Consider the following 16,292-nt stretch of genomic DNA (forward strand, 5'->3'; position numbering starts at 1 on the left):
CTTATCTTAAGGAAACTCAAGAGATGGGCCGATGGAACTTCCCGAACGAAATCTTGGTTTCCTGCTGCACGACGTGGCGCGGTTGATGCGCAAACGTTTCGAGCAGAATGCGCGCGGACTCGGGCTCACTCGTTCGCAGTTTCAGGTCCTCGCGCATCTCGCGCGCAACGAAGGCATCCAGCAGAGCGGTCTGGCCGACATCCTCGAAGTCGAGCCGATCACCCTGACGCGGTTACTCGACCGGCTGGAGGAGGCGGGCCTGGTGGAGAGGCGGGCGCATGCGACCGACCGGCGCATCCGCCAGTTGTTCCTGACCGGGAAGGCCCATCCGCTGCTGGCCGACATCTTCGCCATTGGAGCCGCCACCCGTGCCGAGGCGTTGGAGGGCGTCGCTAACGCCGAGCGTGACCAGCTTTTCAAGCTGTTGAGCCGCATGAAGTCCAATTTGCTGGCCAAGGCCTCGACGCCCGCCAGCGAGAGGAGTGCTGACAATGGCTAACAGGAGTTCTTTTCGCCGGAGCGAACTCACCGACGACGTCCCTGCGCCCACGCCGGTCGCCAACGATGCCGACCAGGTCGCGGCAGAGAAACTTTTGCAGCGTTTCGACGCTGCGAAGCCAAAAGAAAAATCCAACGCGACGCTTAAACCCCGCAGTCTGCGCCGAATCCTGCTGGTGCTGGGCCCCGCCGTGGTCCTGGCCGGCAGCCTGTTCGCCTACGTGACGGGCGGCCGCTACGTCTCGACCGACAATGCCTACGTCCATGCCGGCAAGCTCACCGTGGCGACCGACGTTTCCGGTATCGTGGCCAAGGTCGACGTGCATGAGAGCGAGAAGGTGGAGAAGGGCCAGGTCCTGTTCACGCTCGACCAGGAGCCGTTCAGGATTGCGCTGGCGGGCGCCGAGGCCAATCTCGGCACCGTGCGCAACCAGATTGTGACGCAGCAAGCCACCTACCGCCAGAAGCTGGCGCAGATCGAGCAGGCCAAGACCGACATCGGCTTCTACGAGACGGCCGCCCAGCGCCAGCAGGACCTGCTGAAGCGCGGCGTCTCCGCCCAGGCGACCTACGACCAGGCCAAACGCGACCTCGATACCGCGCGCGAGCGCCTTCTTGTGGCGCAGCATGACGCCGAGGCCGCCCTGGCACAGCTCGGGGGCCGCGCCGATGCGCCGATCGAGCAGAACGCAAATTACCTCGCGGCCCAGGCCCAGGTCGACAAAGCGCGCCGCGACCTGAAGCACACGATTGTGGTCGCGCCGATGGCCGGCATCGTGACCAATGTCGACGCCCTGCTGCCCGGCGAATACCTCCCGGCCGCCCAGCCGGCGTTCAGCCTCGTCTCGACGCGGGACGTCTGGGTCGAGGCGAACCCGAAGGAGTCCGACCTCGCGAACCTGAAGCCGGGCGACAAGGCGACGGTCTCGATCGATGCCTATCCCGGCCGGGAGTGGCAGGCGACCGTCACCAGCCTGGCGCCGGCGACGGGTGCGGAATTCTCCGTGCTGCCGGCCCAGAACGCGACCGGAAACTGGGTGAAGGTCGTGCAGCGCGTGCCGATCCGCCTCAATGTCGAGATGCCGGACGGCGCGCCGCCGCTGCGCACCGGCATGAGCGCCTTTGTCGAGATCGACACCGGCCATCACCGCCAGCTCCGCGACCTGTTCAGCGGCTTCTGATCAGGACGCGCCACGGGAGTGGCGCGCGCCCAGCAATGACCACATCAACCAAAGCCCTTCCGCAACACATCGTCCCGCTGACGCTCTGCGTCATGCTGGCGACGATCATGCAGGCGCTGGACACGACCATCGCCAACGTGGCGCTGCCCTACATGCAGGGCTCGCTGTCGGCGACGACGGACCAGATCAACTGGGTGCTGACCTCGTACATCGTGGCCGCTGCCATTGCGACGCCCGTGACCGGCTTCCTCGAGGCCCGTCTCGGCCGCAAGCGGCTGTTCCAGATCGCGGTCGCGGGCTTCACCGGCGCCTCGGTCCTGTGCGGCATTGCCACGTCGCTGCCGGAAATGGTGCTGTTCCGCCTGCTGCAGGGCCTGTTCGGCGCCTCTTTGGTCCCGCTGTCGCAGGCTGTGCTGCTTGATTCCTATCCGAAGGAGAAGCACGGCTCGGCGATGGCCCTGTGGGGGATGGGTGTCATGGTGGGTCCCATCCTCGGCCCGACCCTGGGCGGCTGGCTGACCGAGGCCTACAACTGGCGCTGGGTCTTCTACATCAACGTGCCGATCGGCCTGGTGACCTTCCTCGGCCTCTCGGCCTATCTCGAGGAGACGAAGACACGCCGCGATTCCTTCGACTGGTTTGGCTTTGCGATGCTCAGCATCGCCATCGGCTCGTTCCAGATGATGCTCGACCGAGGCGAGCAGATCGACTGGTTCTCCTCGACCGAGATCGTGATCGAGGCCGTGCTGGCCGCGCTCGCCTTCTATCTGTTCCTCGTCCAGACCTTCACGGTGAAGAATCCCTTCATCGACCCGAGCATCTTCAAGGACCGCAATTTTTCGGTCGGGCTGTGCTTCATCTTCGTGGTCGGCATCATCCTGCTGGCCTCGCTGGCACTGATCACGCCCTATCTGCAGAGTCTGATGGGCTATCCCGTCGTTACGGCGGGTCTCATTCTGGCGCCACGCGGCATGGGCACCATGCTGGCCATGATGATCGTGGGCCGCATGATCAACCGAGTCGATCCGCGACTGCTGCTGGGTGCCGGCCTGTTGATCACCGCGGCTGTGCTGTGGGAGATGACGGGCTTCACGCCGAACGTGTCCGAGTGGACCCTGATCCGCACCGGCGTGCTGCAGGGCATGGGGCTGGGCTTCATGTTCGTCCCGCTCTCGACCATCACCTTCGCGACCCTGCCGGGGCACCTGCGCACCCAGGGCACGGCGCTCTACAGCCTGATGCGCAACATCGGTTCCAGCATCGGCATCTCGCTGGTGATCTTCCTGCTGACGCGTAACACGCAGCTCGTCCATTCCGAGCTGGCGGGGCAGGTGACGCCGTTCAACGATGCGCTCGCCCTGAGTGGTCCGGCACAGTTCTGGAACATGGCGACCACGGTGGGACGAGCCGCACTCAATGCCGAAGTGACGAAGCAGGCTGCCATCATAGCCTATGCCAACGACTTCAAGCTGATGATGCTGGTGGCCCTGCTGGCGCTGCCGCTGATCCTGCTGCTGCGCAAGGCGAACGGGCAGGGTGGCGCGGGGCACGCGGTGCTGGAGTAGCGCAGGGCGCTACTCGATCTTCACGCCGGCGTCCTGGATGATCTTGCGCCACTTGGTGTTCTCGATCGCGATATAGGCCTCGAACTCCTGGCGCGATTCCTTGGCCGGGACGAAGGACAGGCTCTTCATCTTCTCCAGCACCGCGGGGTCCGTGAGGATGCGCATGACCTCGGCGCTCAGCCTGTCGAGGATCGGCTCGGGTGTCTTGGCAGGCGCCGAGAGGCCGATCCAGCCGACGGCGACGACGCCCTGGATTCCTTGCTCGGCGACCGTCGGCACGTCCGGGAGAAAGGGCGAGCGGCGCTGGTCGGCGATGCCGATCGCCTTCACCTTGCCGGACCGAACTGGACCGACGGCGCCGGGAACGGCGTCGGACAAGAGCTGGATGTCGCCGCTTTGCAGCGCGAGCTGGGCCTCGGCATTGCCCTTGAACGGTACGTGCGTGAGCTTGATGCCGGCCGCGCTCTTCAGCATCTCGACCGCGAGATGACTGGCCGATCCGTTGCCCGAGGAACCGTAGTTGAGATCCGCCCCGGCCTTGGCCTTGGCAACGAGGTCGGGGACCGAATTGATGGCGCTCTTCAGGCTGGTCATCAGCACCTGCGGCGTCAGCCCGATATTGGCAATCGGCGCGAAGTCCTTCTGCGGGTCGTAGGGCAGCTTCGGATAAAGCGCCGGGCTGATCCCGTGCGTCGAGATCGTCACCATCAGCAGCGTGTAGCCGTCGGGTGCTGCCTTGGCCGCGACATCGGCCCCGATCTGCCCGCCCGCGCCGGGCCGGTTCTCGGCGATCACCTGCTGGCCAAGCGCCTTGGTCAGCTGCTCCGCCATCATGCGCGCCAGGATGTCGGTCGCCTGGCCCGCGGGGAAGGGTACGATGATGCGGATCGGCTTGGCCGGCCACGCCTGCGCGAAAGCTCGAGGCGACGCGGCGGTCGCCGCCAGCGAGAGGAAAAGCGTGCGGCGATCGATCATGGCGTTTCCTTCCGGCGGATCAGGCCGCCTTTTTCTTGTTCTGCTGGCTCGGGTGGTCGCCCGCGATCTTGAGGAAGTTCTCGAGAATCTTGTGGCCGTGCTCCGAGGCAATGCTCTCGGGGTGGAACTGCACGCCGTGGATTGGCAGGCTCTTGTGCCGCAGACCCATGATGATGTCACTGGTCTCGGCGGTGACCTCGAGGTCCTTGGGGAAATCCTTCCGGTCGACGATCAGCGAGTGGTACCGCGTCGCCTGGAAGGGCGAGGGCACGTCCTCGAAGACGCTCTGGTTCTTGTGGATGATGCCCGACAGTTTGCCATGCATCGGCTCGGGCGCCCGCACGACATGGCCGCCGAACACCTGGCCGATCGCCTGATGGCCGAGGCAGACGCCGAACAGCGGCAGCTGTTCCTTGGCGGCCGCGCGGATCAGGTCCATGCAGATGCCGGCCTCATTGGGCGTGCAGGGGCCGGGCGAGAGCACGATTCCCGCCGGCTTCAGCGCCAGCGCCTCATCGACCGTGATCTGGTCGTTGCGATGCACGACGCAGCGCGCGCCGAGGTCGCCCAGGAAGTGGACGAGGTTGTAGGTGAAGCTGTCGTAGTTATCGATCAGGAGAAGCATGGCACCATTCTATCAGGCTCTCAGCCCTTCGTCAGTTCGGGGAAATCCTCCTCCCGGAATTCGCCTGCGCCGCGCTGGTAATCGGCGGCGCGCCTTTCCTCGTCGCGGCGGAGTTCGACTCGGCGGATCTTCCCGGAGATGGTCTTGGGCAGCTCGGCGAATTCGAGGCGGCGGACCCGCTTGAACGGCGCGAGGCGGCCGCGCAGGTGCTGGAAGATCGAGAGCGCCGTGGCGCGGTCGGGTTTGCCGCTGGCGGTCAGCGCTATGTAGGCCTTGGGAACGGCCAGGCGCATCGCATCGGGAGCCGGCACCACGGCAGCTTCGGCCACGGCCGGGTGCTCGATCAGCACGCTTTCCAGCTCGAACGGACTGATCCGGTAGTCCGACGCTTTGAAGACATCGTCGGCGCGGCCGACGTAGGTCAGGTACCCTTCGGCATCGCGCGAGGCGACGTCGCCCGTGCGATAGACGGCGCCGGTGAGGGGCATGATCGAGCCGTCATCCTGCTGGTAGCCCTGCATCAGGGCCGCCGGCCGGGCCGAGAGGTCGATGCAGATCTCGCCTTCCTCCGCATCCTTGTCGTCGGCATCGAGCAGCCTGATCCTGTAGCCGGGCAGGGGGCGACCCATCGAGCCGGGCTTGATCGGCTGACCGGGCGGGTTGCCGACCTGGGTCGTGGTCTCGGTCTGGCCGTAGAAGTCACGAATCGTCAGGCCCCAAGCCTTCTCGACCTGCTCGATCACCTCGGGGTTCAACGGCTCGCCGGCGGCCAGCACCTCGCGCAGCGAGGTTCTGCAGGACTTGAGGTCTTCCTGGATCAGCATGCGCCACACCGTCGGCGGCGCGCAGAGCGTGGTCACGCCGTTGGCGACGACGGCGTCCAGCAGGTAGCGCGCGTTGAAACGCGGCTGGTTGGCAATGAAGATCGTGGCGCCCGCGATCCACGGGGCGAAGAAGCAGCTCCACGCATGCTTGGCCCAGCCAGGCGAGGAGATGTTGAGGTGCACGTCGCCCGGCCGCAGGCCCAGCACGAAGATCGTGGTGAGATGGCCAACCGGATAGCTGCGATGGGAATGCAGCACGAGCTTGGGCTTGGCCGTGGTGCCTGAGGTGAAATAGAGCAGCATCGGATCGTCGGCATTGGTAGGGCCGTCCGGCGTGAACTGGGCCGGATGGTCGAGCAGCTTGGCGTACGAATGCCAGCCTGCCGGCGCGTCACCCACGGCGATGCGCGTCAGGCTCTTGTCGAAACCGTCGAACTTGGCTGCTTCGCCGGCGGCGGCCACGACGTGGCGCGCGCGACCACGCTCGAAGCGGTCGGCGAGATCGACCGGTGTGAGCAGGGTGGTGGCGGGGATCACGACGGCGCCGAGCTTCATCGCCGCGAGCATCACTTCCCACAGTGGTGCCACGTTGCCCAGCATCAATAGCATGCGGTCGCCGCGCTTGACGCCAAGCGCCCGCAGGCCGTTGGCCACTCGGTTGGAGCGTTCCGACAGCTCGGCAAAGGTGAGGCTCGCCGCGCCATCGCCGACGATCTTGAGCGCGGGCTGGTTCGCCAAGGTGCCGCGCGCCAACTCGCCGTCGAACCAGTCAAGCGCCCAGTTGAACCGATCCATCTCGGGCCAGAGGAAATCGCGATAGGCCGTCGCATAGTCGCCGCGATGGGCCAGCATGAAGTCGCGCGCTGCCTTGTATCCCTCGATCGTCATCGCATGCCTCGTTCTCGTTTCCGCCCTTTCTCGATCTTGGGCACGGGCGTAGGGTGAGGGCAACAAGAAGAAAGTCGCCCCCTTGGTCGTCGAGCCCCTGATCGTCGCGCTGCTGCTGGCAGCAGCGCTTATGCACGCCACCTGGAACGCCATCCTCAAGGCGGATCAATCCGACCGGCTCGCGACCTTCGGCCTGATCATGACCACCGGAACGGTCATGGGGCTCTGCATCGTGCCGTTCGTGCCGATGATCGAACCGGGCGCCTGGAAATTCCTCATCCTTTCGGTCGCGATCCACGTCGCCTACTACTTCTTCTTGCTGAAGGCCTATTCCTACGGCGATCTCAGCCACACCTATCCGATCGCGCGAGGCCTTGGGCCGCTGCTGGTGGCCCTGGTATCGGGCCGGGTGATCGGCGAGCATCTCCGGACACAGGACATCATCGGCGTGTTCCTGCTGAGCTTCGGCCTCGTGGCGCTCGCGCTGCCCCTGAAGAACATCGTGCCGAGGCCGGGCAGCCGTCATGGGCTGGCGACCCTGTTCGCAGTGCTGACGGGCGTCACCATCGCGGGCTACATCATCTCCGATGGCATGGGCGTTCGCGCCGCGGGCGAGACGCTGGAGCATCGCATCTCCTATATCGCCTGGCTCGCCGTGCTCGAGGGGCCGTGGCTGCTGGTGCTCGCCTTCTGGAAGCGACCGGCGACCGTCTGGTCGCACATGAAGAAGACCTGGTATCGCGGGGTCGGGGGCGGCGTGATCGCCAATGTCGGCTATGGCATCGCGATCTACGCGCTGGCGCTTGGGCCCATGGCCCATATCGCCGCGCTGCGCGAGACGTCCGTGCTGTTCGGGGCGCTGATCGGCACGCTCATCCTCGGCGAGCCGTTCGGCGGCCGCCGGGTGGCTGCGGCGTTCGTGATCGTTTCGGGGCTTGTGCTGATGAACGGACCGGCGCTCTTCTAGAGGGTATGTCGACCCGCAATCTCGATAGACTCATGTCCCCGCGCTCGGTCGTCATGATCGGCGCCACCGAACGCCCCGGATCCGTCGGCGCCGCCGTCACGCGCAACGCGCTGGCCGGCGGCTTCCAGGGCGAGATCCACCTCGTGAACCGCAAGGGCGGCACGATTGCGGGCCGGACGGTCTTCCGCAAGGTGTCGGATCTGCCGGCGCCGGCGGATCTCGCCGTGATCATGACGCCTGCGCCGACCGTTCCCAGCTTGATCGTGGCGCTGGGCGAGGCAGGGACGAGGGCGGCCGTGGTGATCAGTTCCGGCCCTGGCAACGGTTCCGATGCCGCCTCGGTCAATGCGCAGTGGCGCCAGCGGCTGCTGCGGGCGGCGCAACCTTACCTTCTGCGCATCATCGGCCCCAATTGCATCGGCTACGCCGCTCCCCGGCTGGGACTCAATGCGAGCTTCGGCCCGACCCGGTTCAAGGCTGGACGCATCGCCGCGGTTGCCCAGTCGGGCGCCGTGCTGGCCGGCCTCGCCGACTGGGGCGTGGCGCAGGGTATCGGCTTTTCCCACCTGATCTCGATGGGCGACATGGCCGACGTCGATTTCGGCGACGTGCTAGACATGCTGGCGCGCGATGCCGATACGCGCGCGGTGCTGATGTACGTCGAGGGCATCACCCAGGTGCGCAAGTTCATGTCGGCGGCGCGCGGCGTGGCGCGCATCAAGCCGGTGATCGTGCTCAAGGGCGGCCGCCACGCCGCGGCAGCGCAGGCGACGGCGTCGCACACGGGCTCCATGGCGGGATCGGCCGCCGTCTACGACGCGGCTTTCGCCCGCGCAGGCCTCGTGAGGGTCCTGGGCCTGGGCGAACTGTTCGATGCGGCCGAAACTCTGGGCCACAGCATCGCGCCGCGCACGGAGCGACTGGCGATCCTGACGAATGGCGGCGGTGTTGGAATCATCGCCACCGACCTGCTGATCGACGAAGGTGGTGAGATGGCCACGCTGTCGCCGACGACCATCGCGCGGCTCGACAAGCAGATGTCGATGAGGTGGTCGCGCGCCAACCCGGTCGACATCGTGGGCGATGCCGACGGGCCGCGCTACGCCGCCGCGCTCGACGGGCTGGCAGATGATCGCGGTGTCGGCGCGGTGCTGGCCATGAACGTGCCGACGTCGCTGACCTCATCGATCGACGCGGCGCGCGCGATCACGGGGGCCGCCGGCCGCAAGGTCGTGCCGGTGATCGGCTGCTGGATCGGCGGGCGCGAGGCACAGGCCGGTCGAGACGTGCTGCACGACGCCGGCATTCCCGCCTACGACACGCCGTTGCGCGCGGTCCGCGGCTTCATGCACATCGTCGAGTATCGTCGCGGCCAGCGTGCCCTGCAGCGCACGCCGCCCTCCGTGCCGGACCTGCGGTCCGACACAGCGCTCGTGCGGTCGATCGTGCAGGGGGCCCTGGCCGACAAGCGCAAGGTTCTGACTGAGCCGGAGGCCAAGCGGGTATTGGCAGCCTACGGGATCCCCGTCGTGCCGACCGAGATCGCGCGCGACGCGGCCGAGGCCGCCGCGATCGCGGTGCGAATCGGATTTCCCGTCGCGGTGAAGCTCCTGTCGCGCGACATCACCCACAAGAGCGACGTCGGCGGAGTATCGCTCGACCTGGCGTCCGAGCAGGCCGTCCACGACGCGGTCCGTGAGATGACCGGCAAGATCCTGGTGCTGGCCAACAAGGCCAGGATCGACGGGTTCGTGGTCCAGCCCATGATCCGTCGCCCGCACGCCGTCGAACTGATTCTCGGCGCCGCCGAGGATCCCGTGTTCGGGCCAATCCTGCTGGTCGGCCATGGTGGGGTGGCCGCCGAGGTGATCGACGACAAGGCACTGGCCCTGCCGCCGCTCGATCCCGTGTTGGCCGAGGATGCGCTGAGCCGTACCCGCGTCGATCGCCTGCTGCGCGGCTATCGCGACCGCGCACCGGCCGATCGCGACGCGGTGGGCGCGGCCATGGTGCGGCTGTCGCAGCTGATCGCCGATGTCGGGGAGATCGCCGAGCTCGACATCAATCCGCTGCTGGCCGACGCCGACGGCGTGATCGCGCTCGATGCACGCATCGTGGTGAATCATCAGAAGAAGGGGCAGGAGCGGGCGGCACGCTTCGCCATCCGGCCCTATCCGGTGGAGCTCGAGGCCGAGATCCAGCATGGCGAGGAAAAGCTGCGCATCCGTCCCATCCGGCCCGACGACGAACCCACGCTGCAGGCCTTCACGCGGCGGCTGACGCCAGAGGACGTCCGCATGCGCTTCTTCGGCCCCATGCGTGAACTCAGCCACGAGCTCGCGGCAAGGCTCACGCAGATCGACTACGACCGCGAGATGGCGTTCGTGCTGCTCGACGGCGACGAGATGGTCGGAGTCGGTCGCCTCGTCGCCGATCCGGATTTCCAGCAGGCCGAGTTCGCGCTTACCGTTGCCTCGGATCGCCAGGGGCGCGGCTATGGCGAGTTGCTGCTGCGGCACGTGCTGCATTACGGCAAGTCGCGCGGCATCAAGCGGGTGGTCGGGCACGTTCTGCGCGAGAACCGCAAGATGCTCGACCTTGCCAAGCAGGTCGGATTCCGTCGGGAGAGCGGCCGGTCCGGCGAGCCCGACATCCGGGTCGTGAAGTCGCTCGGCGCCCTGGATTGAGGCCAAATAGTGGCTCGCGCCAAGAGGTTAGGGCATAACGCTCAGATGGCGTCGAGGAAGAACAGAAGCGGGAAGACGAACAGAAGGAGTCCGAAGCGGCCGCCTGGCATCGTGGACCGCCTGCGCAGCCGTTTCGCCGGGCTTTCTGCCTGGGTCGCGAGGCATCGCTGGCCCTCGATCGTCGTCGCGGTGATCGCGATGTTCGTCGGGAGCGTGTTCGGCGGCTACTGGATCGCCGAACGACTCGACTTGCGAGGCAGCGAGCGCGTGGCGCGCGACACGTTGGAGGACATGAAGCGCAGCGCCGCGGCGACGGGGCCGGCCGTCGCGCCGAAATACGCGCGCATCGAGGAGCTGCCGGACTTCCCGAAATACACCGAGGCCGAGCCTGGGAAGCCGATGCCGACGCTCGAGGAAAAGCCGCCGGTTAAGAAGGTCGCGGCCACCTTCCAGGCCGAACAGACCTGGCGCCGCAACGCCGTGCCCTTTCGCGATCTCAGGAGCAAGCCGCTGGTCGCGATCGTGATCGACGATGTGGGCCTCGACCGCGCGCGCTCGAAGCGCGCCTGGGAGTTGCCGGGGCCGATGACCATGTCGTTCCTGCCCTACGCCAGGGACCTGCCCGAGCAGGCACGCGCGGCGCGGGCGCGGGGCCACGAGCTGATGCTGCATATGCCGATGGAACCCAGCGGTCGCAACGATCCCGGACCGGGGGCACTGATGGTGTCGATGCCCGACGTCGAGGTGCGCCAGAAGCTGCTGATCGCGCTGGAGAGTTTCGGCGGTTATGTCGGCATCAACAACCACATGGGCAGCCGCTTCACCGCCAACCGTGCCGACATGGAGGTGGTGATGCGCCAGCTCAAGCCGCGCGGCCTGATGTTCCTCGATTCGCGGACCAGTCCGCAATCGGTGGGCGACCAGACGGCGCAGGAAATCGGTGTGCCGTCGATCGTGCGCCACGTCTTCCTCGACGACGAGGACTCGGTCGAAGCGGTGCGGCGCAAGCTCGCCGAGACCGAAGCGGTGGCGCGTCGCCAGGGGTTCGTCGTGGCGATCGGCCATCCGCACGAATCGACGCTGCAGGCGCTGGCGGAGTGGCTGCCGACGGTGCAGGGCAAGGGGCTCGCCCTCGCGCCCTCGACCGCGATATTGCGCAAGCGCAACGGTTGGGATTGAGTCGCGCCAACAAGTGAGTTGGAGGAAGCGACGTGCGATACAACAAGCAGGCGATGATCGTGGCCCCGCAGCCCGAGCCGACGGAGGCCGGCGCGGACGTGCTGCGCGAGGGCGGCAATGCCGTGGACGCGGGCATCGCCTGCGCGCTGGTGCAGGGTGTCGTCGATCCGCAGATGTGCGGCATCGCCGGCTTCGGCTCCTGCGGCATCTACATGCCCGGCAAGAAGTTCCACGGCTACATCGACGCCCACGCGCCGGCGCCGCTGGCCGCGCGGCCCGACATGTGGGCCGACCTGATCGAGAGCGAGGCGCGCGATGGATACGGCTTCATCCTGAAGGGCAGGGTGAACGACATCGGCTACAAGTCGATCTGCGCGCCGGCCAATCTCAAGATGTACTACGATGCGCACAAGGAGCATGGCAGCCTGCCCTGGTCGCGCATCGTCGAGCCGGCTATCCACTGGGCCGAGAACGGCTGGACTGTGCGGCCGCACGTCCATTTCTGGTGGGCCGATGACGGCGCCTTCGGCCGCGCGCCGAACTTCGAGCGCACCGGATTCACGCCGGCCGCGCGCGAACTCTATTGCCGGCCCGACGGCGTGCCGAAGCGGGTGGGCGACCGGGTGGTCAACCGCGACTACGGCCAGACCTTGCGCACCATCGCCAGGGGTGGCGCCGACGTCTTCTATTCCGGCGAAATCGCTCACGCGATTGCCGAGGACATGAAGAAGAACGACGCACTGCTGTCGATCGAGGATCTGAAGGCGTGGAGGACCGTGCGCAACGAACCGCTGTGGGGCGACTATCGCGGCTACAAGGTCTCGACCAACCAGCCGCCGGGCGGCGGCGTGATGCTGATCGAGATGCTGAACATCCTGGAGAATTTCGACATCGGTGCGCTGGAGCATGGCTCCACCGAGCATCTGCGCATCGTGACCGAAGCAATGAAGCGGGCCACGATCGACAAGGATGCGAAGGTCGGTGATCCGAAGTTCGTGACGGTGCCGGTCGGGGAACTGACTTCGAAGGCCTATGCCAAGGCCATGGCAGCCGAGATCGCGCGCGGCAAGAAGGCCAGCGTGACGCGCTTCAACTCGGGTGCGGTTTCCAAGGACACCACGCATATTTCGGTCCTCGACAAGGACGGCAACTGTTTCACCATGACCCATTCGCTGGGCATGCCTTCGGGCGTGATCACCCCGGGCTTGGGCTTCATGTACAATGGCTGCATGGGCGTGTTCGATCCGCGCCCGGGCCGCGCCGGCTCGATCGCGCCGGGCAAGGCGCGCTTCAGCTCGGTCGTTCCCTCCATCATCTTCAAGGACGGCAAGCCGCACCTGATCATCGGCGCGCCCGGCGCCACGCAGATCGCCATGGGCGTGCTGCACGTCATCCTCAACGCGCTCGATTTCGGCATGACCATGGTCGAGGCGGTCAGCGCGCCGCGATTCTCGGCGACCTCGGATGCGATCGACATCTCCAACCGCATCCAGGGCCGGGTCGAACGCGAGCTGCAGGCGCTGGGCTATCCCGTCGTCCGCAGCCCCTACGGCTTCGGCTTCGCCGCCGTCCACGGTATCCGCATCCACGAGGACGGCCTGGACGGTGGCGCCGATCCTGGCCACGACGGCGTTGTGATCGCGGTTTAAGTGCGTCGCGGGCTGGTGGAGCTTTTCTTGCCAGATCTCTCCCGCGCCGCCGCGCCGCGTCGCGCGGCAGCCAGCGCCGCGCGAGCCCAGGTCAGAAACTCGTCGTGTTCGTCGAGCAGACGGTCGGGCAGGGGCCAGTAGGCGAGGTCGATGGTGACGCCCTTTTTCACGTAGCTGAGAGGCGGCGCGGCCTCGGCTTCCTTGAAGAGGGTGCGGTTCTGGTCGTCGACCCGCAGATAGAGCGTGTCGTCGCTGACGATGCCCAGCATCAGCCCACGGCAGAACACACCGGTCTTTCCGAACATGCGCCGCGTCGTGATGTGGCCGAGCGGGGCCAGCTGCTCGCGCAGGAATTCGGCGAAGCCGGCGCTGGCGACCATCGGTTACAACGCCGGCAGGTCCGGCGGTGGACGGCGCGCGTTCGTCGCCTGTTCGTAGGCATAGGCGAGGCGCAGCAGCGTGGCCTCGCTCCAGGCGCGGCCGGCGAAGGTAAATCCAAGCGGATAGTCGGGTGTTTCCGTCTTGCCGACACCGGAGATGAAGCCTGCCGGCACCTGGACGCTGGGGTAGCCCGGCTTTGCCGCGATCGTAGAACCGCTGGCGCCGGGAAACACCACGGCGTCGAGTCGGTGCTGGTTCATATAGGCATCCATGCCGCGCTCCTTAGCGGCCATCAGGTCCATCGCGCGCGCCGACTTGTATTCCAGCTCGGAGAGATCGCCCCGGGTCGCTTCGGCGGCCAGGAACAGGTCCTGCCCGTAGCGCAGCGCCTTGTCGGCATTCTCGGCGTTGAAGGCGATGATGTCGGCCATCGTCTTCATCTGCGTATTGGTCGCCCAATCGCGCAGGTAGAGATTGAGGTCGCGCTTCAGCTCGTAGAGGAAGACGATGGATGCAGGCCCCGGCGTGCCCCTGGCCGGGCTGAACGGGTTGCGATTGAGCACCGGCATGGTCGTGCCCGGGCCGCCGATCCAGCCGATCGCCGGAATCGCCGCCCGCACGACCGTGGCGCCCAGCTCCTCGAGCACCTTGATCGCGTGCGCCATCACTTCCTTCGCGCGCGGGGAAAGCGGGCCATAGAAGGGATCGTTGAGTGGATCGCCGGGGTCGCTCGGCACGCCGATGCGCGCCCCCTTCAGCCCGTCCTTGTCGAGCCCGCTGGTATAGTCGTCAGGCCGCTGCAACAGATGCGTCGCGGGATCGTCCGGATCGCGCGCCGCCAGCACGTTCAGCAGGATCGCCGAGTCGCGCACGGTTCGGGTCATGGGCCCGGCCGTGTCCTGGCTGTGCGAAATCGGGATGATGCCGCTGCGGCTGATCAGGCCGACCGTCGGCTTCACGGTGACGAGACCGTTCTGGGTGGCGGGGCTCAGCAGCGAACCCGAAGTCTCCGTGCCGATCGCCGCGGCGCAGAGGCCGGCCGCGACGGCGACGGCGGAGCCGGCACTGGAGCCGCCCGGCAGGACCGCCGGTGCTTCATTGGACATCAGCTTGGGCGAGTAGGGGTTCCGGACATAGCCGGCGATGGAGCTGTAGCCCGACGGCATGCCGACAGCGAGGACGTTGGCGAATTCGGTGAGGTTTGCCTTGCCGAGGATCACCGCGCCGGCCTCGCGCAGCTTCCTGACCACCGGCGCATCATCCCTGGCGTACGCGCCTCCAAGGGCTAGCGAGCCTGCCGTCGTAGGCTGCCTGTCGCCGGTGGCGATATTGTCCTTCACCAGGATAGGCAGGCCGGCGAGCGCCTGGGTGGCCGATGGCTTCACGGTATCGAGGCGGGCGGCGATCGACAGGGCGTCGGGATTGGTCGTCCGCACGGAGTTGAGGCCCGGCCCCTGCCGGTCATAGGCGTCGATCCGGGCCAGATAGGCCCTGGTCAGCTCGCTCGACGTGACGCGGCCCTGCGCCAGCGCCTCCTGCAGGTCCGACAGCGACGCGTTGCCGACGGCGATCGCCGGCTGTGCCGAAGCCGGTCCCGATCCCGCCACGCCCAGCACGGCCGGCATCATGGCCAGTTCGCGGCGCTTGAGGCCGCCATCGGCCGGCGGTCGGGCGCCTTTGGTGGGTTCGGTCACGACAATCACCTGTGGTTTTTGTCGCCAAGATTGGCGGCACGCGCATCTTTACATGATGAATGCGTCAAGCGCCGCCAAGCTGGTTACGATCAATTCCCTTTCGCGCCCCGTTGGAGGTTCGCCACGCGACCCGACTCCGTTGCATGCCACCTGCACCGCCTTAAACTCCCTTGCAAAAGTTGAGTACGGGGAGGCCAAACGATGAAGTTCACACGACGGTGCGCGCTCGCCGCGCTCGCAGCGAGCGCCTTGGCAGCGCCTGCCGCCGCGCAGACCTATCCCGACAAGCCGATCCGCATGATCATCGCCTTCGCCGCCGGCGGACCGACCGACGTGGTCGGGCGCCTGCTGGCGCCGCGAGTTTCTGAAATCCTGGGCCAGCAGGTGGTGGTCGAGAACAAGCCCGGCGCGACCGGCAATATCGGCACCGCGATGGTCGCCGACGCCAAACCCGACGGCTACACTATCTTGTTCAGCGCCTCGACCATGGCTATGGCGCCGGCGCTCTATGGCAAACAACTCGGCTACGACCCGGTGAACGGGCTGGCGGCCATCGCCTATGTGGCGAGCGTGCCGCTGATCCTGCTGGCGCCGATCGACGGCGCGAAGTCCACGACGGAACTCGTGGGCATGCTGCGCAAGGATCCCGGCAAGTATTCCTATGCCTCTTCCGGCAATGGCGGGATGATCCATCTCGCGAGCTACCTGTTTGCCAACCGCGCCGGCGGCGATGCGCTGCACGTACCCTATCGGGGCTCGGCGCCCGGCATGGTCGACATGATCGCCGGCCGCCACGGTTTCCAGATCGACACGCTGCAGTCGAGCAAGGGCTTCATCGACGGCGGCAAGGTGCGCGTGCTGGGCGTCGCTTCAGACAAGCGGCTGAAGCAGCTTCCCGATGTGCCGACGATCAAGGAGTCCACGGGCTTCGATTACGCGATCAACACCTGGTACGCGGTCTATGCGCCCGCCAGGACGCCGCGGCCGATCATCGACAGGCTGAATGCCGCCTTCAATCAGGCGCTGAAGCAGCCCGACATGGTCAAGAAGGCAGACGAACTCGCCATCGAGCTGGTCGATTCGACGCCGGAGCAGGCCAAGAAGTTCTACGATGACCAGATGGCCTTCTGGGATCCCATCATCAAGCAGTCCGGCGCCAAGCCGGAATAACGATCGACC

General features: G+C 66.7%; 13 protein-coding genes. 8 read left to right on the plus strand and 5 right to left on the minus strand.

Annotated elements, in window-relative coordinates; translation table 11 throughout:
- Positions 1-31 precede the first annotated feature (31 nt).
- From Q0Q48_RS09455 to Q0Q48_RS09465, 3 genes are read left to right on the plus strand one after another with little or no spacing between them, the layout of a single operon-like run.
- A complete protein-coding gene (locus Q0Q48_RS09455; RefSeq protein ID WP_295136886.1) occupies positions 32-499 on the plus strand; it encodes a MarR family transcriptional regulator in 468 nt (155 codons plus the stop codon).
- Entirely contained in the window at positions 492-1,679 is a 1,188-nt protein-coding gene (locus Q0Q48_RS09460; RefSeq protein ID WP_295136887.1) for an HlyD family secretion protein, read from the plus strand. Before Q0Q48_RS09455 ends, Q0Q48_RS09460 begins: the two co-directional genes overlap by 8 nt.
- A gap of 35 nt (positions 1,680-1,714) precedes the next feature.
- Entirely contained in the window at positions 1,715-3,244 is a 1,530-nt protein-coding gene (locus Q0Q48_RS09465) for a DHA2 family efflux MFS transporter permease subunit (RefSeq protein ID WP_295136888.1), read from the plus strand.
- Positions 3,245-3,253: 9 nt separating this feature from the next.
- Here Q0Q48_RS09465 and Q0Q48_RS09470 read toward each other — a convergent pair whose 3' ends face one another.
- Genes Q0Q48_RS09470 through Q0Q48_RS09480 form a run of 3 tightly spaced genes read right to left on the minus strand, consistent with a single transcriptional unit; the run spans position 3,254 to position 6,550 of the window.
- A complete protein-coding gene (locus Q0Q48_RS09470) occupies positions 3,254-4,219 on the minus strand; it encodes a tripartite tricarboxylate transporter substrate binding protein (RefSeq protein ID WP_295136889.1) in 966 nt (321 codons plus the stop codon).
- 19 nt (positions 4,220-4,238) lie between these two features.
- On the minus strand, positions 4,239-4,844 hold the full coding sequence (locus Q0Q48_RS09475; RefSeq protein ID WP_295136890.1) for an aminodeoxychorismate/anthranilate synthase component II: 606 nt from the start codon (positions 4,842-4,844) through the stop codon (positions 4,239-4,241).
- Between the two features lie 20 nt (positions 4,845-4,864).
- Complete coding sequence (locus tag Q0Q48_RS09480; RefSeq protein ID WP_295136937.1) at positions 4,865-6,550, minus strand: AMP-binding protein; 1,686 nt, start codon at positions 6,548-6,550, stop codon at positions 4,865-4,867.
- An 88-nt stretch (positions 6,551-6,638) separates the two neighbouring features.
- Here Q0Q48_RS09480 and Q0Q48_RS09485 point away from each other — a divergent pair, with 88 nt between their 5' ends.
- The 4 genes from Q0Q48_RS09485 to Q0Q48_RS09500 all read left to right on the plus strand — a co-directional run bounded on the left by Q0Q48_RS09485 (position 6,639) and on the right by Q0Q48_RS09500 (position 13,038).
- On the plus strand, positions 6,639-7,523 hold the full coding sequence (locus Q0Q48_RS09485; protein ID WP_295136891.1) for an EamA family transporter: 885 nt from the start codon (positions 6,639-6,641) through the stop codon (positions 7,521-7,523).
- A 32-nt stretch (positions 7,524-7,555) separates the two neighbouring features.
- Positions 7,556-10,210: a bifunctional acetate--CoA ligase family protein/GNAT family N-acetyltransferase gene (locus Q0Q48_RS09490; RefSeq protein WP_295136892.1), complete on the plus strand. Its 2,655-nt coding sequence runs from the start codon at positions 7,556-7,558 to the stop codon at positions 10,208-10,210.
- 111 nt (positions 10,211-10,321) lie between these two features.
- On the plus strand, positions 10,322-11,389 hold the full coding sequence (locus Q0Q48_RS09495) for a divergent polysaccharide deacetylase family protein (protein ID WP_295136893.1): 1,068 nt from the start codon (positions 10,322-10,324) through the stop codon (positions 11,387-11,389).
- Between the two features lie 53 nt (positions 11,390-11,442).
- Positions 11,443-13,038, plus strand: a complete 1,596-nt coding sequence (locus Q0Q48_RS09500) for a gamma-glutamyltransferase family protein (RefSeq protein ID WP_295136938.1) — start codon at positions 11,443-11,445, stop codon at positions 13,036-13,038.
- Here Q0Q48_RS09500 and Q0Q48_RS09505 read toward each other — a convergent pair.
- Positions 13,035-13,418, minus strand: a complete 384-nt coding sequence (locus tag Q0Q48_RS09505) for a TfoX/Sxy family protein (RefSeq protein WP_295136894.1) — start codon at positions 13,416-13,418, stop codon at positions 13,035-13,037. The two genes, Q0Q48_RS09500 and Q0Q48_RS09505, sit on opposite strands and share 4 nt — an antisense overlap.
- A 3-nt stretch (positions 13,419-13,421) precedes the next feature.
- A complete protein-coding gene (locus tag Q0Q48_RS09510; protein WP_295136895.1) occupies positions 13,422-15,113 on the minus strand; it encodes an amidase family protein in 1,692 nt (563 codons plus the stop codon).
- A 201-nt stretch (positions 15,114-15,314) separates the two neighbouring features.
- Between Q0Q48_RS09510 and Q0Q48_RS09515 the strand changes: the two genes are divergently transcribed.
- Positions 15,315-16,283, plus strand: coding sequence for a tripartite tricarboxylate transporter substrate binding protein (locus tag Q0Q48_RS09515; protein ID WP_295136896.1), 969 nt, complete (start codon positions 15,315-15,317; stop codon positions 16,281-16,283).
- Positions 16,284-16,292 lie beyond the last annotated feature (9 nt).

The sequence above is a fragment of the uncultured Reyranella sp. genome, assembly GCF_945957355.1.
Classification (GTDB): domain Bacteria; phylum Pseudomonadota; class Alphaproteobacteria; order Reyranellales; family Reyranellaceae; genus Reyranella.